This is a genomic window from Catenovulum sp. SX2, assembly GCF_052056295.1.
Classification (GTDB): Bacteria; Pseudomonadota; Gammaproteobacteria; order Enterobacterales; family Alteromonadaceae; genus Catenovulum.
Window position 1 is genome coordinate 2852397 of sequence record NZ_CP182493.1, and the last position, 20394, is coordinate 2872790.

Consider the following 20394-nt stretch of genomic DNA (forward strand, 5'->3'; position numbering starts at 1 on the left):
CTATTGTCCAAGTTTGTGCTGTTTAGCTTCAATAAGTTGGCGACGTTGTTTCTTGTCTGGTTTGGTATCAGGTCTAGGGTTAACCGAGTGCTGCTGTTTGCGCACTTCCGCCTGTTCTGTTCGTTTTTTAACGCTTTCTTCGGTTTCTTGATAAAGTTGTTGCGCAAGTGGCGCACTTAAACGATTTTCTGACAGTGCCAGCACGTTAATTTGTTTCTCATCAAAACCTTGTTGAATGGTTAACTGCGCACCAATCTCAACTGTGCGGCTGGCTTTGCATCTTTGGCCATTAAATTTAATTTTGCCATTTTCAATCATGCCACGTGCCAGCGCGCGCGTTTTAAAAAAGCGTGCCGCCCATAACCATTTATCTAGCCGCATTGCTTGGCTGGTTGTGTTTTGTTTGGAACTTTTGTTACTCATCTAAGTACTAACTACCACAAATTCAGCGTTAAAAAGTGCTATTGTATCTGTTAAACTGCGTGCACAAAAGTAATTAGCAGCATGGAAAGTTAGTTTAGCTAATGAATTCAGGTTGCAAATTTATTAAAAACGTAACATTCTGTTGCGATAATTACGGGCTACCTTATAAATTTCACAATGTTAGCCCGCTACAGGCATTAACAAATTTGGTTTAAATACTTTGCAAGAAAAAATTCAACAGGGTTTAGAGTTAACCAAAAAACTACCACAACAAAAGCTTAGTTTAATGGTCAGCATTTTATTGCTGATTTATATTGCTTGGTTGCTCGCGAACATTACTTGGAAGTTGTTTCCACAGCCGAATGCGGCTTCAATCAATTTACGCTCAGCGAGCACTGTAGCTGCCAATACTGTGGTTGCAGATATCAATCGCATCACTAAGTTAAACCTATTTGGTGACTTTTCTGCCGCACCTGTGGTGCAAACTCGTCCAGTCGAAGATGCGCCCGTGACAACTCTTAATTTAAAATTAACCGGTGTTGTGCCTAGCTCAGAGCCTAGTTTAGCTGCAGCTATCATTGAAAAAAGTGGCTCGCAAGATGTTTATGGGTTAGATGAAAAAATTGATGGTACCCGTGCGATAGTTCGCGAAATTTACCCAGACAGAATAATTATTGAACAATCTAGCCGTCGTGAAACTCTAATGCTTGAAGGCCAAGAATATAGTGCGTTAGCAGCTGAAGAGGCGAGCGAGATAAATGACCTTGCGCAAGACGAAGCAGATATAGTTGATACGCCGGTCGAGCCAGATGAAACTGAGCAAGCGAATATTTCTGGCGAAGAAAAAGAAGCATTAGAAAGTTTACGTGAAGACGCGTTTGCTGATCCGGGTAAATTAGTTGATTACATTAAAGTGTCGCCAGTACGCCGCGATGGTGAATTGGTCGGCTATAGATTGTATCCAGGTAAAGATCCTAAACTATTTCAATCGGTTGGCTTAAACGCAGGGGACATAGCTATTGAAATTAATGGCTTTGATCTAACCAATCTATCACAAGCAATGCAGGCTATGGCGCAATTAAAGGACGCGCAAGAAGCTAGCATTATGGTCGAACGTGATGGTTCAGTCCGTCAAATTTATATCTCGTTGTATTAAAAATGAACTCAAAAATGATAACGGAGCAAAAGGGCATGAGCATTAATAAGCGCCCAGCACTAACTAACAAATTGTCTGCGCTGACTTTATCAGCTTTTTTAGCTTTTTCTGCACCTAGCGCAGTTGCCGCAGAGTATTCACCGAATTTTAAAGGCACTGACATTAACGAATTTATCAACATAGTTGGTAAAAACTTAAAGAAAACCATTATTGTTGACCCGAATGTGCGCGGCAAAATAAATGTGCGTAGTTATGATTTGCTTAATGAAGAGCAGTACTACCAATTCTTTTTAAACGTCTTAGAAGTTTACGATTATGCCGTAGTCGAAATGTCTAATGGTGTATTAAAAGTTATTCGTGATAAAGACGCTAAAACATCTGCTATTCCAGTTGTTGAAACAGACGAGTCGGGTGATGGCGATGCTATGGTGACTCGGGTTGTGCAAGTGTACAACGTATCGGTAAAAGAATTATCACCATTGTTGCGTCAGTTAAATGACCAAGCTGGTGGTGGTAACGTGGTGCATTACGATCCATCAAACGTCATTATGTTAACTGGTCGTGCAGCTGTGGTTAATCGCCTGGCTGAAATTATTCGTCGTGTTGACCAAGCCGGTGACCAAGAAGTTGAAATTATTAAATTAAAATTCGCTTCAGCCAGCGAAATGGTGCGTATTATTGATACGTTGACTAAAAACTCAGCTAAAGATAGAACACCAGATAACTTGATCCCTAAAGTAGTTGCGGATGATAGGACTAATAGCGTAATCGTTAGTGGTGAAGGTAAAGCGCGTCAACGTACAATCGACATGATTAAACGTTTAGACAGCGAGTTAGAGACAAATGGTAATACCAAAGTTTATTACTTAAAATATGCCAAAGCAGAAGATTTAGTTAAAGTTTTACAAGGTGTTAGTACCAGTATTGCCGAAGACAAAGCGGGTGGCACCAACAAACGTAGTTCAAGCAGCAATCGTGACGTCAGTATTGATGCTCACCCAGACAGCAACGCATTAGTGATTACTGCTGAACCAGATATGATGCGCTCACTTGAAGCTGTTATTCGCCAACTAGATATTCGCCGTGCACAAGTACAAGTAGAAGCCATTATTGTTGAAGTATTTGAAGGTGATGGTTTTAACTTAGGTGTGCAATGGATCAGCGAAGAAGGCGGCATGGTGCAGTTTAGTAACTCAACACCAATTGGTGCGTTAGCTGTAGGTGCAGAGCAAGCAAGAACACAACGTGATCCAGACACTATTTTTTATCAAACTGATGCTGCTGGTAACCCAGTGTATGAAACAGACAGCAATGGTAACTTAGTTCGTGTTATTGAAAGTATTGAACAAGGTAAAGAAATTCGAGGTGATTTCAGCACTCTAGCTTCTTTATTAGGTGGCATTAACGGTACTATGGTTGGTGTTATTAAAGATGGTTGGGGCGCGGTATTACAAGCTGTAACCACAGCTACTAACTCAAATATTCTGGCGACACCAAGTTTAACTACCTTAGATAACCAAGAAGCTTCGTTTATTGTTGGTCAAGAAGTACCAACTATCACAGGTGCAACCGCTTCTAGTTCAAATACTAACCCCTTCCAAACAGTTGAGCGTAAAGAAGTGGGTATCAAGTTAAAAGTAACCCCACAAATTAACGAAGGTGATGCTGTAATGCTTGCTATTGAGCAAGAAGTATCGAGTGTTGCTGGTGCAACAGGTATAGACGTTAGTTTCAATAAACGTGAAATTAAAACCACAGTTATGGCCGAAGATGGTGGCACTATTGTATTAGGTGGTTTAATTGACGAAGACATTCAAGAAAGTGTTTCTAAAGTGCCTTTGTTAGGTGATATTCCAATTATTGGTAACTTGTTTAAATCAACCAGTAATACCAAGCGTAAACGTAACTTAATGGTATTTATTCGTCCAACCATTATTCGTGATGGTATGAGCCAAAACAAAATTAGCCATCGCAAATATAACTTTATGCGTGCGCAACAATTAGATCGTCAAGCAAATGGTAACTTCTTATCTTACAGTGACGACATTTCAATTTTACCAGATTGGGATGAAGCAATGGCATTACCACCTTCGTTTGAAGACTACCTAATTGAAAAAGGTGCGTTAGACGAGTATCTGAAAAAAGACAAAGCTGAACGAGAGTAAAGCTGATGACAGATTCTAAGTTTGCAGATGAATTGGCTGATGAAGCTTTAGAACAAGCGCCATTTGCAGAAAACCAAACGCTAGCTGAAGACGCTGACATGGCAGACGATGAGCTGCCAATTGGTGCTTCGCGTGTACCATTTAGTTTTGCTAATCGCCACGGAGTATTGTTAGAAAAACAAGACGATGCTTCATGGTTAGCTATTTGTCGTCCAGATGTCGAAACCGCTACTTTATTAGAAATTCGTCGCTTTTTAGCTCAACCTTTTAGCATTGAAAAAGTAGCGAAAGATGCATTTGAACTGAGGTTAACGACGGCTTATCAACGTGACTCATCCGAAGCTCGTCAGTTGATGGAAGATATAGGCAACGAAGCTGATTTATTCTCGTTAGTTGACGAGTTACCTGAAACAGAAGATTTGCTCGAAAATGAAGATGATGCACCTATTATCAAGCTGATTAACGCTATGTTAAGTGAAGCGATTAAAGAAGGTGCATCGGATATTCACGTTGAAACGTTTGAAAAAGAACTAAAAGTGCGCTTCCGTGTGGATGGCATTTTACGTGAGGTGTTAAAACCAAATCGTAAATTAGCTTCTGTGTTAATTTCGCGGATTAAAGTTATGGCGAAACTCGACATAGCGGAAAAACGTGTACCGCAGGATGGTCGTATTTCATTAAGAATTGCCGGCCGTGCCGTTGACGTACGTGTTAGTACTATGCCATCGAGCCATGGCGAACGCGCGGTACTGCGTCTACTGGACAAAAACAACGCCAAACTAGATTTAAAAGATTTGGGCATGACCCAAGCTAATCGTGATTTGTTTAGTGGACTTATCCACAAACCGCATGGGATTATTTTGGTTACAGGTCCTACTGGTTCGGGTAAATCAACCACCTTGTATGCGGGTTTATCTGAACTGAATTCTGATGATAGAAACATCCTAACGGTTGAAGACCCGATTGAATATGCATTAGAAGGCATAGGGCAAACGCAAGTGAATACCAAAGTGGATATGACTTTTGCCCGTGGTTTACGTGCAATTTTACGTCAAGATCCAGATGTGGTTATGGTTGGTGAAATTCGTGATTTAGAAACTGCGCATATAGCTGTGCAAGCGAGTTTAACTGGTCACTTAGTAATGTCGACACTCCATACTAATACAGCCGCTGGTGCTATTACCCGATTAGAAGATATGGGCGTTGAACCTTTCTTATTATCTTCGTCTTTATTAGGTGTATTGGCGCAGCGCTTGGTGCGGACTTTATGTCATGATTGTAAAGAGCCACATCAAGCAGATGCTCGTGAAGCTGAAATTTTAGGTTTATCTGCAGCGCAAATAACCAGTACAACTATTTACCGAGCCAAAGGCTGCCCTGAATGTAATGGCACAGGTTATCGTGGCCGTTCGGGTATTCATGAACTCTTGGTTGTTAACGAACAAATTCGTGAAATGATCCACAATGGTGATGGTGAACAAGCAATTGAAAAATTAGTTCGTCAATCAACTCCAAGTATTCGTCAAGACGGCTGTAGCAAAGTTTTAGCTGGTGTAACTTCGTTAGAAGAAGTTATCCGTGTTACACGTGAGGATTAATTACAGTGCCTGCATTTGAATATAAGGCGCTGGATAATAAAGGGCGCAATAAAAAAGGGGTTATTGAAGCGGATACGGCCAAAGCTGCACGCAGTGCTTTGCGCGAAAAAGGATTAATTCCGGTTGAAGTCACCACAGCGTCTGAGCAAGAAAAAAAATCGGCTGGGAGTAGTCAAAGTTTATTTTCGATAGAAAGGAAAATTTCTGCCGCTGAACTTGCATTATTAACTCGTCAACTTTCAACTTTATCGGCTTCTGGTTTACCAATTGAAGAAGCTTTATTGGCGGTTGCCCAACAAACCGAAACACCCAGAGTTGAACGCATGATAATGGCGGTGCGCTCTAAAGTTACTGAAGGTTACAACCTTGCTGATAGTATGGCTGAATACCCTCATATTTTTGACGAACTTTTCTGCGCTATGGTTGCAGCCGGTGAAAAATCAGGTCATTTAGATACTGTATTAGAGCGTCTAGCTGATTACACTGAACAGCGCCAACAAACTAAATCAAAAATCCAACAAGCCTCTGTTTACCCTATTATGTTGATGGTGGTGGCTTTTACTGTGGTTTATTTCTTATTAACTTCGGTTGTACCTAAAATCGTTAGTCAGTTTGACCGTTTAGGTGGTGATTTACCCGCTTCAACACAATTTATGATAGCTGTCAGTGACTTTTTATCCGATTTCGGTTTGCCCATGTTAGTGCTGATCTTATTGTCGGCTGTAGCTTTTCAGCGTTTAGTTAAACAAGAAAAATTTAGGTATAAATACCATCAAACCCTATTAAAAATGCCGCTGATTGGCAAAGTGGCCCGTGGGTTAAATACCGCGCGTTTTGCCCGTACTTTAAGCATATTAACTGCCAGTGCAGTACCTTTGCTTGAGAGTATGAAAATAGCCTCTGACGTATTAACCAACGACCATATTCGCGCATCTATTGCTGATGCACGTTTACGTGTGCGTGAAGGTGCTAGTTTGCGTGCGGCATTAGAACAAACTAAGTTATTCCCACCTATGATGTTGCACATGATAGCCAGTGGTGAAAAAAGTGGTGAGTTAGAAGGCATGTTAGCAAGGGCTGCAGACAATCAAGACCGTGAGTTTGAAGCTTTAGTTAACATGACGCTGAGTGTCATAGGTCCAGCTATGGTTTTATCTATGGCTGGTGTAGTCTTTTTTATCGTTATTTCAATTTTACAGCCAATAATGGCGCTTAATTCAATGGTAGGTTAAAAATGAGAGTGAACAAAAAACAACAAGGTTTTACCATATTAGAAATTATGGTGGTGTTGGTTATCATTGGTATTTTGGCGGGCATGATAGCGCCAAACTTTATTGGTGAAAGTGACAAAGCTAAAGTTAAAAAAGCGGCAACAGATATTATAACGCTTGAGCAATCTTTAGATATGTATAAGCTCAACAACAACGTATATCCAACAACAGAACAAGGTTTAGATGCATTGGTGAATGAACCAACAATTGAACCTGCACCACGTAATTATCCTGACGGCGGTTATATCAAACGTTTACCACAAGATCCTTGGGGCAACGAATATCAATTATTAAGCCCAGGTGAACAAGGTAAAATTGATATTTTTTCAGTTGGCCCAGATGGTCAAGCTGATACCGAAGATGATATCGGCAACTGGAACGTAAACGAGTTTCTATAAGTCTTAGTTAATATTGTTTGCAAGATTAGTTGTGTATGCCATTACGCCCTAGCCAAAAATACAGTCACAAACGTCAAGCAGGTTTTACCCTGCTTGAGGTTATGCTGGTTATGGTATTAATGGCGGTTATTTTAAGTAGTGTTAGTTTGTCGTTTGATATCCGCAGTGACTACGACAAAACCAAAGAAGAAGCGCGACGTTTTCAAGCCGCACTCCAGTTAGCTGCTGATTATGGTTTGTTAAACAATGTTCAATTGGGTGTTATCGTTAAAAAAAATCAGTATCAGTTTTTAATTCATAATGGCGAAGACTGGCAAACTATTAGCGAAGACAAAACCTTTGCACCATATGAATTGGAAGAGGGATTTGAACTTGAGTTAACTTTAGGTGAGCTCAGTTGGATGGAAGACTATGATGCTGAAGAAGGTTTGTTTTCATCTACAGATGAAGAGGATGATGACGACGATAAAAAGAAAAAACTCATCCCACAAATTTATTTATTTTCCAGTGGCGAGCTAACGCCTTTCACTGTGCAATTTAGTTATACACCCCCTTATGCAAGTTTTGCCGACCGAGTTGTATTAAAAGTAGAAGCGCAAGACTATTTACCCAGTAAATTGATTGACCCTGAAGAGGCCAGCTAATGCATAAGCAGCGTGGTTTCACAATTTTAGAAGTCATAGTGGCATTAGCATTATTAGCGACAGCAGGTGTTGCTGTGGTGCAGTCATCGGCTGTGCACATTAATAGCCAAGACAGATTAAAAAATCATATATTTGCAACTTGGGTTGCGTCTAACCGGCTAAATCAGTTACAGCTCGACAAAGAATGGCCGGTAAAAAATGGCCAGAAAGGGGATATTGAACTAGCAGGCCATACTTGGTATTGGCAACAAAAAGTGGTTAAAACCGCGTTTGGTGATGAAATGGTTGCTGTACGCATAGAGGTTTTTAGTGATGACAGTTATAAACAGTTTGTCACAGAACAAATGACCTATATGGGGAAACCAAATTAATGCGACGCAGACTTAATAAAGGTTTTACCCTGATAGAAATGTTGTTAGCTATCACCATCTTTGCGTTATTAGGTGTTGCGGGTTTTAACATTTTATCCAGCACTACCACTGCGAATGATGTGTCTATGCAACATGGCGAAAAGCTCGCGCAATTGCAGCGCGCTATGATAATGATAGAGCGTGATTTTAGCCAATTGAGTCGACGCAGCGTGCGCATTATGGGTGAAGGGCCACAGCATACTTATATATCGCATGGTGAACTAATTTTAGATAGTGACTCGCAAGTTTTAGCTTTTAGGCGTAACGGTTGGGTCAACCCAAATAACTTATTGCCACGCAGTGAAATTCAATCTGTTGCTTATCGCATTGTCGATGAAAAGTTAGAGCGTTTGCATTTTTTGCATCCAGATCCAGTTAAAGGTGAAGACCCACAAGTGCGAGTATTGTTGGAAGGGGTTGAACAAATTTCATTTGAGTTTTACAACCGTAAAAACAAATCCTGGGTGGATAAATGGCAACAGCCAGATCTACCTTCTGGCATTAGTATTACGCTAAAAACTTTAGATTTTGGTGAGATCACGCGGATATTTGCTATAGCTGGAGGTGAAGTTTAATGACTTTTACAGCCGCTAAACAGCAACGTGGCATTGCCTTGATCACTGTGTTGTTGATTATTGCGTTAATCACCATAATCGCTGCTGAAATGGCGGTGCGTTTACAAATGCAAATTAAACGTGTCAGTAATATAGGTAACAACCAACAAGCCTATTGGTATGCGGTTGGTGGTGAATCTTTAGCAAAACTTGTGTTGGATGAGGCATACAAAGAAGATAACGGCAGGTTGCATTTACAACAGCCGTGGGCAGTTGAAGAAATGACTTATCCATTAGAAGGTGGTGCTGTTATTACTGGCTCGATAAAAGATTTATCCAGCTGTTTTAATATTAATGCGGTTACGCGAGTTACCGCGACTATGCAAAATCAGCAACAACAATTGACTGACGAAGAAATTGCTAATCAAGAAGATGAGCAAGCAGCTGAAGAGCAAAATCAAGACGAGCAAAACACTGGCAACACAACTAACAAACAAGCGTTAGATCCAGATCCAGAACAACAATTTAAAGCTTTGTTAGAGCTTGCGGGTATCGATAGTTACGATGCTGAAACTATTAGAGATAGTGTCGCAGACTGGTTAGATGAAGATTCAAATACCCGAGGTTATGGCGCTGAAGATTATATGTACGAAGCCAAAGTAAGCCCATACTTACCGGCAAATAGCTGGTTTGTTGATAGATCTGAACTTAGGTTAATTCAAGGTTTTGATACTATGCCTGAAGGTATGCAAAGATTAGATAAGGTAATTGAGCATATTTGTATTGTGCCTAAAGTTAACGACATGAAGCTGAATGTCAATACAATCAAAGTCGAAGACGCTATTGTTATGGCCGCTATGTTTGATAACAAGTTAACAGAAGCGGCGGCAAAACAGATTATTGAAAATCGTCCGGATGACGGTTTTCGCGATATCAATGATTTTTGGCAGCAGTCAGAAATCAAAGCTGTTGGTAAAATTTCACAAAATTTGAAACAACAATTTGTCGTGACCAGTGAGTATTTTCAACTACAAACAAAAACTGAATATAACCAAAGTTTTTTTAATTTAAGCTCGGTCATTGCATTAGATAAGCAGGGCAAATTTAACGTCATCGCCCGCAAAATTGGAGTTTAGAAGTGTCTGAACAATTATTTATTCGGCTCGGTAGTCAAGCAGACGATACCATTCATTGGTTAGTTTGGTCTGAGCAAGAGCAAGAAATTATCGCCTCGGGTGAACTTGCCAACAAAGACGATTTGGCCAGCTTACAACAAAGAGCTGGTGGCCGCAGTGCAACCGTATTTGTGCCTGCGAGCGATATCAAATTACAAAACGTTGAAGTGCCAGCTAAAACCAACCGTCAATTTATTCAGGCAATTCCATATATGTTGGAAGAAGATATTGCCGCAGATGTGGATGAATGTTTTTTTGCAACTGGCAATAAAAGTTTTGATGAAGAAAACGACTGCCATTATTTACAAGTTGCAGTTATTAGTGAGCAAAAAATTCAAAACTGGTTAGCTTGGTTAACTGAAGCGGGTATTCGTTGTCAAAAAGTATTACCGGACGTTTTAGCACTGCCGTACCATGAACAAGCTTTATCTGTAATGCAGTTAGGTGAGCAGTGGCTTATTCGTAGTGGCGAATTTGCTGGTATTGCCTGTGAAAAGCAAGAGTTGTTGTTGTGGTTAGAGTTATTAGCGCCGCAGATAGAAAGCGACGAAGAGCAAACTAATACTAAACTTTATTATTACTCTGCGCTACCACAAGAATTATCTAGTAATCCAGCATATGAGCGCATTGAAGCTGAATGTTTACCTGCACTGCAACTGTTAGGGCAGCAAGCTGAAAATGTCAGCATAAATTTACGCCAAGGCCGTTATCAGTTTAAAAAAGACAGCAGTAAAAACTTTAAGATTTGGCGAAGTGCCGCAATAGTTGCTGGTGTTGCTTTGGTTATTAACCTAGTTGATAAAGGTTTGACTGTACATCAATTAAACCAACAAGCAGATGTTCTTGAACAAAAAATAAAACAAACTTATGTTGCAACTTTCCCTTCAGGTAAAAATTTATCTGTCGCTATTATGAAAAAAGAGTTGGGGCGTAAACTTAAACAATTGGGTGGCAGCCAACAACAAGCAGCGTTTTTACCTTTAATTGAAGCAAGTGCCGCGGCGTTTGCAGAAGTGCCAGATTTAAAACCAGATAATATTCGCTTTGATGCCAAGCGAGGCGAAATTCGTTTAAATGCCAGTGGCAGTAACTTCCAAAGTTTTGAACGATTTAAAGCGGCAGCAGAAAAGAATTCCTTATCTATTGAACAAGGTTCGTTGAATAACCAAGGCGACCAGGTTGTTGGCTCTATTAGTATTAAGGGGATGTCATGAAACAGTGGTTTGAAAGTTTAGCCGAACGTGAACAACGTTTAGTGATTGGCGCAACGGTTGTTTTTGCAATCGGCCTGTTTTTTCAACTCATTTGGGGTCCACTTAATAGCTCATTAGATAAAGCGCAGCAGAATATAAAAAATAAGCAGGCTTTATTACAATGGGTGAGTGAAAAAACCTCTGAATATCAACAGTTAAAAGGCAATAACAAAGCTTCAGCATCTGGTTCGTTAAACCAAATTGTAAATACCGCAGCTCGCCAAGCGGGTATTTCAATTGCGCGTATGCAACCACAAGGTGAATCTTTACAAGTACAAATTGATGAAGTGGAATTTAATGCATTCGTGCGCTGGATAGCTTCTTTGGTACAGAATAAAGGTTTAACCATTGAAAGTTTAGACGTTACAGCGACAGACAGAAATGGTGCTGTACGGGTTAGAAGATTGCAGGTAACTAAATAATGAAACAATGGATAGGTCGAATTACATGGGCTTTGTTGGCGTACTTGGTATTTTTAATTGCTACTATTCCTGCTCATTTAATTACTCCACAACTGCCAAAAGTTAAAAACTTACAGCTAGGCAATGTTTCTGGCACCATTTGGCAAGGTCAGATGGATATGTTGCAGTACGACAAAGTATTGTTGAAAGACGTTAAATGGCAAATTAGTTTTCTGTCGTTATTGACTGGTAAAGTATCGGCGGATATTGAATTTGGTCACCCGCGTAAACTGTTAGAGCCGCAAGGGAGTTTGGTTGCTCAAGCTGGTTTTTCAAGCGCCGTGTTAAAAGACATTAAGGTTAAATTACCGGCTGATTTGATTGCCCAACAAGTGAATATTCCTTTTCCTGTAGTTGCCAGTGGTTTGGTGGAAGCAAACTTGCCTGTAGTTGAAGCGGGCAAACCTGTTTGTGGTCAGCTTGACGGCACTATTAATTGGCGTATGGCGTCGGTTGAAGCTATGAACAACCGTTTTAATTATGGTGATATCACGGCTAAATTAAGCTGTGATAATGGTGCTGCTCAGGCGTTGGTTTCGGGCAATAAAGATATTTTAGAAATCGATTTGAAGGGCCGTTTAAACACTATGAAAAACTATGCGATAGGTGGTTATGTGGCGCTTGGGCCTAAAGCGGATAAAGCTTTACAAGGAGCAATTCAGTTTTTGGGTAACCCAGATTCTGAAGGTCGTTATCAAATTAAATTTAGTCAGTAACTGAACTTTAGCTTTAGTTAGCAGCCTCAAGCATATATTTGTGTGTGCTTGGCTGCGATGACTTGAGTAGCCTGCAAGAAAGGAGTGTTTGTATGCTAAGTATTAAATTTAGTCAAAAGTTGTTGCTGGTTGTATTGCTCTTGTCTGCGACCGGTTGTAGTTATCAGCAAGCTTATCATGGAATGCAAGACGCTGGTAAGCAGCAACACTGCCGCGATATTATCGATGAAGCTGAGCGCGCCAAATGCGAGCAAAATTTTGATAAGGATTATGATACTTATAAAAAGCAGCGTGAGGCTGTGATGCAGGGCGAGCGTGAATAGTCATAGGTTAGTTCATTGCTGCCAACTGCTAATTCTCAAATTGAGCGTTAAGCAACTAGCGCTTAGACTTTGTGGTAAAAAACTCGAAAGCTAAATGGAATATTGCTCGCAAAATCGCTTTAAACTCAATCCCTGAGTCGCTCGCACAAAACATCCATGTTTTGTGAAGTTTTGCTCCCAATACTTCCATTCATCTTTATAACATTGGTGTCGCTGGTTGTCTCTTGCCGCGATAAATTAGTTTGATAAAAGTCTACTCGATTACTGATTTTCTAAAACTTCAAACGTCTTGGACGAATTGATTGTACGAGCTGCAAGTTCGAGTCTTTAGGGGCTTAGCAGTTGTCAATTCACCAAACGCTTCAAGCAGGGCGCAATATGCCCAAAATTACTAGAACATAGCTTTCGCAAAACCGCTGTGAATACAGTCCATGTACGCTTCGCTTTTTCATCCCTGAAAAAGAAATTTTGCTCTAAGTTATTGTTCTATTAATTTTTCTTATAGTTTTGCTGTTCGGTTCATAGCCTCCCGCTGCTAACCCCATAATTAAGCAATCTGCGCTTAGACTTTGTAGTAAATAATTCGAAAGCCAAATGGAATATTGCTCGCAAAATCGCTTTAAACTCAATCCCTGAGCCGCTCGCACAAAACATCCATGTTTTGTGAAGTTTTGCTCCCAACACTTCCATTCATCTTTATAACATTGGTGTCGCTGGTTGTCTCTTGCCGCGATAAATTAGTTTGATAAAAGTCTACTCGATTAGTGATTTTCTAAAACTTCAAACGTCTTGGACGAATTGATTGTACGAGCTGCAAGTTCGAGTCTTTAGGGGCTTAGCAGTTGCAGTCAATTCACCAAAAGCTCAAGCCGGGCGCAATATGCCCAAAATTACTAGAACATAACTTTCGCAAAACCGCTGTGAATACAGTCCATGTACGCTTCGCTTTTTCATCCCTGAAAAAGAAATTTTGCTCTAAGTTATTGTTCTATTAATTTTTCTTAGAGTTGTGCTGTTCGGTTCATTGTCTCCAACTCCTAATCCCCCAAATTTGATATTTGAGTCGCTGATCGCTTTCTTGCCGCGATAAATAAGTTTGATAAAAGTCTACTCGATTACTAATTTTCTAAAACTTCAAACGTCTTGGACGACGTTTGGGAGCGTCCAAGGATGGATTCACAGCGATTTTTGAAAATTATGTAACGAGTGGGCTTGATTGCACTGCCTGTGAAATCACTTAATACCGAATAACATTTTTGCGAAAAGTAAAATATTTCGATGAGAAAAAAGAAAAGCAGCGTCATCACACACATTGACACTGCTTTTGGGATCGTCCATTTAGAATGTATACAGGCCAATTCCGTATAGCTTCATTCGAGGTAGGCGCACTAACACACATTTTGCACTACAAACATACATAGGGTTTACCAAGCAACAGCCTCACACATTTGCCGTTGTTGATAGCTTTCAGTCTAGTCGACTTTAAATTGAATACCAGTAGCTTGTATAACTTATTAAACCTTTGTTTAAATTTCTAGATGTTTTGTCTGTGAATGGAATTGGGTTTAATTGATTGTTTTTAAATGGATATTTATCGATTGTTGTAAAATTAACTAGACTTATTTTGACGTTTTTCTTACGAAAAAATGGGCGATCTCTTACAAAGATAATTTAGACTTTTTCATCTCATTCGGTAGACTCGCATCTCAATAAAACACATTGTCGAGAAAGTTTTAACTTGTTACCCATCCAACAACATTTAACTGAACTACAAAGATTATTAGCCAACCACAAGAGTTTGGTATTACAAGCAGAGCCTGGTGCGGGTAAATCGACTGCTGTACCGCTGGCTTTATTGCAAGCGCCTTGGCTGGTGGACAAAAAAATAGTTATGTTGGAGCCTCGCAGAGTTGCTGCTAAATCTATTGCGTATTACCTATCGAGCCAATTGGGCGAAAAGGTTGGGCAGACGGTTGGTTATCAGGTGCGTAACGAGCACAAAATTTCACAGCACACTCGTTTAGAAATTGTCACCGAAGGTGTATTAACCAGAAGATTGCAAAACGATCCTGAGCTTGCCGACATAGGATTAATTATTTTTGACGAGTTTCACGAGCGCTCAATACATGCTGATTTAGCGTTAATGTTGGCGCTTGAAGTACAAGAAGCTTATCGCGATGATTTAAAACTCTTGGTTATGTCAGCAACCATAGATACTGCGCAAATTTCTGCTTATTTAGGTGATGCACCTGTTATGCAAGTGGCAGGACGAATTTTTCCGGTTGAGCTGGCATATGCTGGTAAAGCAAGTGGCTACTTGGCTGAGCATGTGGTCAAACAACTACAATATGTTTTAACAGATTCTACTGGTGATGTTTTGGTCTTTTTACCAGGCCAAGCTGACATTAAACGCTGCATCCAGTTAGCCACAGAAAAGTTAGAGCAAGCAGTTGAGTTACTACCTTTGTACGGCGCATTGCCACTCGCACAGCAAGAATTAGTCCTTAGAAAGCCAACAACATCCAAAGCGCGGCGAGTTATTTTTGCAACTAATATTGCTGAAACTAGTTTAACGATTGAAGGTATAACCGCTGTTATCGATTCTGGTTTAGAAAAAGTTTTAACTTATGATGCTAAAAGTGGTTTATCTCGTTTAGATACTGGGCATATCTCCAAAGCGTCGGCTAAACAAAGAGCTGGCCGGGCAGGGCGTGTACAGGCGGGTAGGTGTATTCGTTTGTGGAGCGAAGCTGAGCAACATGCATTAGCTGAATTTCAAAGTGAAGAAGTCGCTTGTACAGATTTAGCCAACCTAGTTTTAGAATTGGCTGCTTGGGGCATAACTGATTTTGCCGATGTAAACTGGTTAACACCACCACCTAAATTGCACTATCAATTAGCCTGCGAGCTAAATCAACAGCTAAATTTGCTTGATAAAAACAACAAAATCACCGCGCAAGGCCGGCAAGCGTTAACTTTTGGCTTAGAGCCAAGATTAGCCAGTATGTTATTACGATGTCAGTCGGATATTGAAAAAAACATAGGTTGTTTATTGGCAGCGCTGTTGTCGGAACGCGATATTTTAATCAATGCTGATTCGTCTGATATTAGCCAAAGGTTGTTATTGTTAATTGATTATGCGCAAGATAAACAAGCAGCACGAGCGAGTGTGAGGTTTAACCAAAATACCGTTAGTCAGGTATTAACCTTAGCGCGTGCTTTTGCACAAAAACTCTCGACGAAGTTGGATGTAAGTAAGTTGACCTTAGCGGAAATCCAGCAATACGCAGGTTTATTATTGTTGCACGCTTACCCAGACAGATTAGCCAAATTACGCGGTACAACTAATAGCGCAAATACATATTTATTAGCCAATGGCCGTGGTGTTAGTTTGCGTGAATCAGATGCCATGTTAGGGCAAACTTGGTTGGTTGTATGTGACTGTGATGGTAAAAATAAAGATGGGGTAATTTTTGTTTGTGGGCAAATATCACAAGCTCAAATTGACAGCGTGCTAACAGATAAGTTGGTTGAACAAAGCCATTACCGATTAGATGATAAAAAAGAAGCGGTAATTGGCCGACGCACTAAGCGTTATGGCGCGATTGTTTTATCTGAACAAAATTTAAGTCAAATACCAGCGGATGAGTTTAGTAGCTGTGTAAAAGACATAGTGCAAACCCAAGGCTTAACTTTTTTAAACTGGACAAATCGCTGCCAAGCTTGGTTGCAAAGAGCACAGTGGTTAGCCGGATTGTCAGATGAGTTTCCGCCAATATCGTCTGAATATTTAATTGAGCAAATAGACAATTGGCTGCTGCCGTATATCAACAAAATAACCAGTATCAAGCAGCTCAAACAGTTTGATATTTTTGATTTGCTGGTGGCGAATTTAACTTGGGAGCAACAGCAATTATTACAACAACACGCGCCTGAGAGTTATCAAACGCCGAGCGGAAAAACTGTACCGATTATCTATGACGAGGCGCAAGGGCCAACCGTGTCGGTTATTTTGCAAGAAATGTTTGGTCAGCTTGAATCGCCCAAACTCGCTAATGGTCAAGTGCCACTGAGGTTTGAATTGTTGTCACCTGCGCGCAGACCGATTCAAACTACCAGTGATCTGGCTAATTTTTGGCGCAGTTCTTATTTTGATGTGGCTAAAGAGATGCGCGGGCGCTATCCAAAACATCGCTGGCCAGAGAAGCCATTGGAAGAAAAGCCGGGACGTTCAATTAAGCATAAGCAGAATTAATTTAACAGTCGTTGGCTGCTTTGTTCAGCTTGTTGAATAAGTTGAGAAATAGCATCGCTGATCAAACTTTTAATTACATTTGGTGTGGCAATAGTGGGTGTTGCAGTCGGTTTACCAAGGTAAAAACCTTGCGCAAAATTAAAACCTAAATTGTAGATGCACTCAAGCTCAGCTTGGTTTTCTATGCCTTCAACAATAGTTAGCGCATTGGTACTATTTGCAAGTTCCAATAATGCTCGCAAAAAGTGTTGTTTATGTGTTTGTTGGTGGCAATTATGCACAAAATGTCGGTCTAATTTTATTATGTCAGGTTGCATTTCGCTCCATTGAATCAAGCCTGAGTAACCAGCGCCTAAATCGTCGATCGCAAATTGAATATCAAAGGTTTTAAGGCGTTTTAGTGCAGTTTTTAACTGATCAATATCGTCAGCACGAGATTGTTCAGTTAACTCAATTACAAGTCTATTGGGGGAAATGCCTTGTTTTTTTAGCAAGTGCATCAACCAGTTGGCATTATTCAGCTGAGTTGCTACATAATTAGGTGTTACATTAATAAATAATTTGCCGGGTAAATCCAATAAACTAAATTTTTCGATCGCTTTTTTTATGCAAAGCGTTTCTAGTGCTGTTGTTAGCTTATATGCGTCTGCTGCTTTAAATAAATGATATGGGCTGTGTAATAGGCTATTCTCAGGTCCTCTAACCAAAGCTTCGTAACCCAATACACTGTTTGTTGCTAAGTTGTATATAGGTTGCAGTTGGCTGCTGACGTTAGCACTATTAATTATTTCGGATATTTCACAATAAACGGCTGGTTGCATAAATACGACGCTCAAGTCAAATTGGCAATTACGGTAAAACCTGCTTTATTTAAAGAACTAGATGTTTTACTAAGGAATCAATCTTGGGTTACTTTAGCCAAGTTTTATGAAAAGTTAATGACATGCATTCAGTTGAACAAAATAATCCACTGTTAATCCGCTCGCCTTGTGTTCGAAACTGTTGTTTAGACCAACACGACATATGTTTAGGTTGTGGTCGTTCAATCAAAGAAATTACCAGTTGGACACAACAATCAGAGCAACAAAAATTACAAACCTTAGCTATAGCTGAGCAACGTCTGCAGAAACTTGCGAATAATTTAGTTTAAGCAAGGCGTTATACTTTTTAAAAACCAATTAAATTGGTATCCTTGCGGCAATTTTTTGAATTAGGGGAAAACTATCGTGGAAATGATGTCTGGTGCGGAAATGGTTGTTCGCGCACTTACCCAATTAGGGGTTAAACACATTTTTGGTTATCCAGGTGGTGCGGTGCTAGATATTTACGATGCTTTGTTTGAAGCTGAAGGCATAGAGCATCTTTTGGTACGTCACGAACAGGCTGCAGCACATATGGCTGACGGTTATGCGCGTGCAACCGGTGAAGTTGGTACTGTGTTAGTAACTTCTGGCCCAGGTGCAACTAATACAATTACAGGTATTGCAACTGCGTACATGGACTCTATCCCTATGGTGATTTTGTCTGGTCAGGTGCCTACTAGTGTCATTGGTGAAGATGCGTTCCAAGAATGTGACATGGTTGGTTGCTCTCGCCCTGTGGTTAAACACAGCTTTTTAGTGAAAAAAGCCGAAGACATTCCTGCAACTATAGCTAAAGCCTACCACATAGCAGCGACTGGCCGTCCAGGCCCAGTGGTTGTTGATTTGCCAAAAGACATAGTTAATCCAAAAGAAAAACACCCATATGTTTTTCCTGATTCAGTGCAAATGCGCTCTTACAACCCAAATGTAAAAGGGCATAAAGGTCAAATCAAAAAAGCCTTACAAACTTTATTAGAAGCTAAACAGCCTGTGTTATACATAGGTGGTGGTGCAATCGCAGCTAACTGTAGCGACTTAATTACTGCGTTTGCCGAGCGTTTAAACTTACCTGTAACTAATACATTAATGGGTTTAGGTGCATTCCCAGGCACACATAAACAATGTGTTGGTATGTTAGGTATGCATGGCACGGTTGAAGCCAACAAAACCATGCACAATTCAGATGTTATTTTTGCCCTGGGTGCGCGTTTTGATGACCGTGTAACTAACAATGTGCAAAAATTCTGTCCAAACGCGACTATTTTACATGTTGATATCGACCCTACTTCAATTTCTAAAACTGTTTCAGCGCATGTGCCAATTGTTGGTTCTGTTGATCAAGTATTAGCTGATATGACTGAAATGTTAGATGCTTCTGGCGAAAGTACAGACGCTCAAGCACTTGCTGCATGGTGGAAGCAAATTGAAGAATGGCGTGGTCAAAACTGTTTGGCTTATGCAAAATCAGACAAAGTCATCAAACCACAACAAGTTATTGAAAGTTTATACAAAGCAACTAAAGGTGAAGCTTATGTTTCATCTGACGTAGGTCAGCACCAAATGTTTGGCGCTTTGTATTATCCATTTGCTAAACCGCGCCGTTGGATCAACTCTGGTGGTTTAGGCACTATGGGCTTTGGTTTCCCAGCTGCTATGGGTGTTAAAGTCGCGCTACCTGATTCGGTTTCTGTGTGTATTACTGGTGACGGTAGTATTCAAATGAATATTCAAGAGCTATCTACTTGTATGCAATATGGCATTCCAGTGAAAATTATTTCATTGAACAACCAAGCATTAGGTATGGTGCGCCAATGGCAAGATTTAATTTATGGTGGTCGTCATAGCCATTCATATATGGAATCTCTACCTGATTTTGTTAAGTTGGTAGAAGCATACGGCCATGTGGGTATTCGCGTATCCGATCCTGCAGAATTAGACGAAGCGATGGAAAAATGTTTTGCGATGAAAGACAAGTTAGTCTTTATGGACATTTTAGTTGACCAAAACGAACACGTATATCCAATGCAAGTTAAATATGGTGCTATGGATGATATGTTATTAAGCAAACCGGAGTCTAAATAATGCGCAGAATTTTATCCGTCTTATTAGAAAATGAACCGGGTGCTTTATCACGTATTGTAGGTTTGTTTTCACAGCGTGGTTACAACATTGAAAATTTAACCGTTGCACCAACTGATGATGAAACCTTATCGCGTTTAACTGTGACCACTACTGGTGATAACCGAGTTATTGAACAAATTACCAAACAAGTAAATAAGCTTGTTGATGTGTTAAAGGTTCAAGATATCACCGAAGGTGAACATATTGAGCGCGAACTTATGTTGATTAAAGTAAAAGCGGAAAGCAGCGAAGACCGTATCGAAATGAAAGGCTTAAGCGACATTTTCCGTGCACAAATTGTAGATGTCACCTCATCAACTTTTGTTATTCAACTTGCCGGGACAACCGCTAAGTTAGATGCTTTTATCGAAGCTATTCGTACAGAATCTGAAATATTAGAAGTATCACGCACTGGGGTAACTGGCTTATCTCGTGGTGAAAAATCACTACGCAGCTAATATCTCTGATTGTCGAGTAATCGAGGAAAATCATTTCCTCGATTACTAGGGCCTGTTGATCTTTCGTGGACAAATTTTGTTCTAACTAAATGCTTTTTTATCGAGGCGCAGCATTGAAGGCCTAATGGATTAAGTCGAAATGCTGCAACA

At 40.2% G+C, this 20394-nt stretch carries 19 protein-coding genes; 17 read left to right on the forward strand and 2 right to left on the reverse strand.

The window, feature by feature from the left end; translation table 11 throughout:
- Window positions 1-423: an RNA-binding S4 domain-containing protein gene (locus tag ACMZOO_RS11905; protein WP_440903555.1), complete on the reverse strand. Its 423-nt coding sequence runs from the start codon at window positions 421-423 to the stop codon at window positions 1-3.
- Between the two features lie 220 nt (window positions 424-643).
- On the opposite strand from ACMZOO_RS11905, the gene gspC reads away from it, so the two are divergent.
- The 14 genes from gspC (at window position 644) to hrpB (ending at window position 16802) form a co-directional block, all read left to right on the forward strand.
- Entirely contained in the window at window positions 644-1579 is a 936-nt protein-coding gene (gene gspC, locus ACMZOO_RS11910) for a type II secretion system protein GspC (protein ID WP_440903556.1), read from the forward strand.
- 35 nt (window positions 1580-1614) lie between these two features.
- Window positions 1615-3744, forward strand: coding sequence for a type II secretion system secretin GspD (gene gspD / locus ACMZOO_RS11915; protein ID WP_440903557.1), 2130 nt, complete (start codon window positions 1615-1617; stop codon window positions 3742-3744).
- A 98-nt stretch (window positions 3745-3842) separates the two neighbouring features.
- Window positions 3843-5342 carry a type II secretion system ATPase GspE gene (gene gspE / locus ACMZOO_RS11920; protein WP_440906302.1) on the forward strand — a complete coding sequence of 500 codons (1500 nt, stop codon included), beginning with the start codon at window positions 3843-3845 and terminating at the stop codon, window positions 5340-5342.
- A 5-nt stretch (window positions 5343-5347) separates the two neighbouring features.
- Complete coding sequence (gspF, locus tag ACMZOO_RS11925; protein ID WP_440903558.1) at window positions 5348-6574, forward strand: type II secretion system inner membrane protein GspF; 1227 nt, start codon at window positions 5348-5350, stop codon at window positions 6572-6574.
- Window positions 6575-6576: 2 nt separating this feature from the next.
- A complete protein-coding gene (gspG, locus tag ACMZOO_RS11930) occupies window positions 6577-7011 on the forward strand; it encodes a type II secretion system major pseudopilin GspG (RefSeq protein WP_440903559.1) in 435 nt (144 codons plus the stop codon).
- Window positions 7012-7046: 35 nt separating this feature from the next.
- Window positions 7047-7655 carry a type II secretion system minor pseudopilin GspH gene (gspH, locus tag ACMZOO_RS11935; protein WP_016957152.1) on the forward strand — a complete coding sequence of 203 codons (609 nt, stop codon included), beginning with the start codon at window positions 7047-7049 and terminating at the stop codon, window positions 7653-7655.
- Window positions 7655-8026: a type II secretion system minor pseudopilin GspI gene (gspI, locus tag ACMZOO_RS11940; RefSeq protein ID WP_440903560.1), complete on the forward strand. Its 372-nt coding sequence runs from the start codon at window positions 7655-7657 to the stop codon at window positions 8024-8026. Before gspH ends, gspI begins: the two co-directional genes overlap by 1 nt.
- Window positions 8026-8640, forward strand: coding sequence for a type II secretion system minor pseudopilin GspJ (gene gspJ / locus ACMZOO_RS11945; protein WP_440903561.1), 615 nt, complete (start codon window positions 8026-8028; stop codon window positions 8638-8640). Before gspI ends, gspJ begins: the two co-directional genes overlap by 1 nt.
- Complete coding sequence (gspK, locus tag ACMZOO_RS11950) at window positions 8640-9755, forward strand: type II secretion system minor pseudopilin GspK (RefSeq protein ID WP_440903562.1); 1116 nt, start codon at window positions 8640-8642, stop codon at window positions 9753-9755. The genes gspJ and gspK overlap by 1 nt, the downstream gene beginning before the upstream one ends.
- A 2-nt stretch (window positions 9756-9757) precedes the next feature.
- Window positions 9758-11008: a type II secretion system protein GspL gene (gene gspL / locus ACMZOO_RS11955; RefSeq protein ID WP_440903563.1), complete on the forward strand. Its 1251-nt coding sequence runs from the start codon at window positions 9758-9760 to the stop codon at window positions 11006-11008.
- On the forward strand, window positions 11005-11469 hold the full coding sequence (gene gspM / locus ACMZOO_RS11960) for a type II secretion system protein GspM (protein WP_440903564.1): 465 nt from the start codon (window positions 11005-11007) through the stop codon (window positions 11467-11469). Before gspL ends, gspM begins: the two co-directional genes overlap by 4 nt.
- On the forward strand, window positions 11469-12224 hold the full coding sequence (locus ACMZOO_RS11965; RefSeq protein ID WP_016957158.1) for a type II secretion system protein N: 756 nt from the start codon (window positions 11469-11471) through the stop codon (window positions 12222-12224). The genes gspM and ACMZOO_RS11965 overlap by 1 nt, the downstream gene beginning before the upstream one ends.
- Before the next feature lie 92 nt (window positions 12225-12316).
- Window positions 12317-12547 carry a hypothetical protein gene (locus tag ACMZOO_RS11970; RefSeq protein WP_440903565.1) on the forward strand — a complete coding sequence of 77 codons (231 nt, stop codon included), beginning with the start codon at window positions 12317-12319 and terminating at the stop codon, window positions 12545-12547.
- Window positions 12548-14285: 1738 nt separating this feature from the next.
- The gene (gene hrpB / locus ACMZOO_RS11975; RefSeq protein ID WP_440903566.1) at window positions 14286-16802 is read left to right on the forward strand and encodes an ATP-dependent helicase HrpB; all 2517 of its coding nucleotides are present in this window, start codon (window positions 14286-14288) and stop codon (window positions 16800-16802) included.
- Here the strand turns inward: hrpB and ACMZOO_RS11980 are convergent.
- Complete coding sequence (locus tag ACMZOO_RS11980) at window positions 16799-17623, reverse strand: EAL domain-containing protein (RefSeq protein ID WP_440903567.1); 825 nt, start codon at window positions 17621-17623, stop codon at window positions 16799-16801. The two genes, hrpB and ACMZOO_RS11980, sit on opposite strands and share 4 nt — an antisense overlap.
- A gap of 122 nt (window positions 17624-17745) precedes the next feature.
- On the opposite strand from ACMZOO_RS11980, the gene ACMZOO_RS11985 reads away from it, so the two are divergent.
- The 3 genes from ACMZOO_RS11985 (at window position 17746) to ilvN (ending at window position 20244) form a co-directional block, all read left to right on the forward strand.
- Window positions 17746-17952, forward strand: coding sequence for a DUF1289 domain-containing protein (locus tag ACMZOO_RS11985; RefSeq protein WP_440903568.1), 207 nt, complete (start codon window positions 17746-17748; stop codon window positions 17950-17952).
- Between the two features lie 76 nt (window positions 17953-18028).
- Window positions 18029-19747 (forward strand): acetolactate synthase 3 large subunit, encoded by a 1719-nt coding sequence (locus ACMZOO_RS11990; RefSeq protein ID WP_440903569.1) that lies wholly within the window; start codon window positions 18029-18031, stop codon window positions 19745-19747.
- Window positions 19747-20244 (forward strand): acetolactate synthase small subunit, encoded by a 498-nt coding sequence (gene ilvN, locus ACMZOO_RS11995; RefSeq protein WP_016955287.1) that lies wholly within the window; start codon window positions 19747-19749, stop codon window positions 20242-20244. Before ACMZOO_RS11990 ends, ilvN begins: the two co-directional genes overlap by 1 nt.
- The last annotated feature ends 150 nt before the right edge of the window (window positions 20245-20394 follow it).

Excerpts from the sequence above, each read along its gene's own strand:
- gspM (WP_440903564.1), top strand. The coding sequence starts at position 11,005 with ATGAAACAGTGGTTTGAAAGTTTAGCCGAACGTGAACAACGTTTAGTG.
- gspE (WP_440906302.1), top strand. The coding sequence starts at position 3,843 with ATGGCAGACGATGAGCTGCCAATTGGTGCTTCGCGTGTACCATTTAGT.
- gspK (WP_440903562.1), top strand. The coding sequence starts at position 8,640 with ATGACTTTTACAGCCGCTAAACAGCAACGTGGCATTGCCTTGATCACT.
- gspG (WP_440903559.1), top strand. The coding sequence starts at position 6,577 with ATGAGAGTGAACAAAAAACAACAAGGTTTTACCATATTAGAAATTATG.
- ACMZOO_RS11970 (WP_440903565.1), top strand. The coding sequence starts at position 12,317 with ATGCTAAGTATTAAATTTAGTCAAAAGTTGTTGCTGGTTGTATTGCTC.
- ACMZOO_RS11905 (WP_440903555.1), bottom strand. The coding sequence starts at position 423 with ATGAGTAACAAAAGTTCCAAACAAAACACAACCAGCCAAGCAATGCGG.
- gspD (WP_440903557.1), top strand. The coding sequence starts at position 1,615 with ATGAGCATTAATAAGCGCCCAGCACTAACTAACAAATTGTCTGCGCTG.
- gspH (WP_016957152.1), top strand. The coding sequence starts at position 7,047 with ATGCCATTACGCCCTAGCCAAAAATACAGTCACAAACGTCAAGCAGGT.
- ACMZOO_RS11985 (WP_440903568.1), top strand. The coding sequence starts at position 17,746 with ATGCATTCAGTTGAACAAAATAATCCACTGTTAATCCGCTCGCCTTGT.
- ilvN (WP_016955287.1), top strand. The coding sequence starts at position 19,747 with ATGCGCAGAATTTTATCCGTCTTATTAGAAAATGAACCGGGTGCTTTA.
- ACMZOO_RS11965 (WP_016957158.1), top strand. The coding sequence starts at position 11,469 with ATGAAACAATGGATAGGTCGAATTACATGGGCTTTGTTGGCGTACTTG.
- gspI (WP_440903560.1), top strand. The coding sequence starts at position 7,655 with ATGCATAAGCAGCGTGGTTTCACAATTTTAGAAGTCATAGTGGCATTA.
- ACMZOO_RS11980 (WP_440903567.1), bottom strand. The coding sequence starts at position 17,623 with ATGCAACCAGCCGTTTATTGTGAAATATCCGAAATAATTAATAGTGCT.
- gspJ (WP_440903561.1), top strand. The coding sequence starts at position 8,026 with ATGCGACGCAGACTTAATAAAGGTTTTACCCTGATAGAAATGTTGTTA.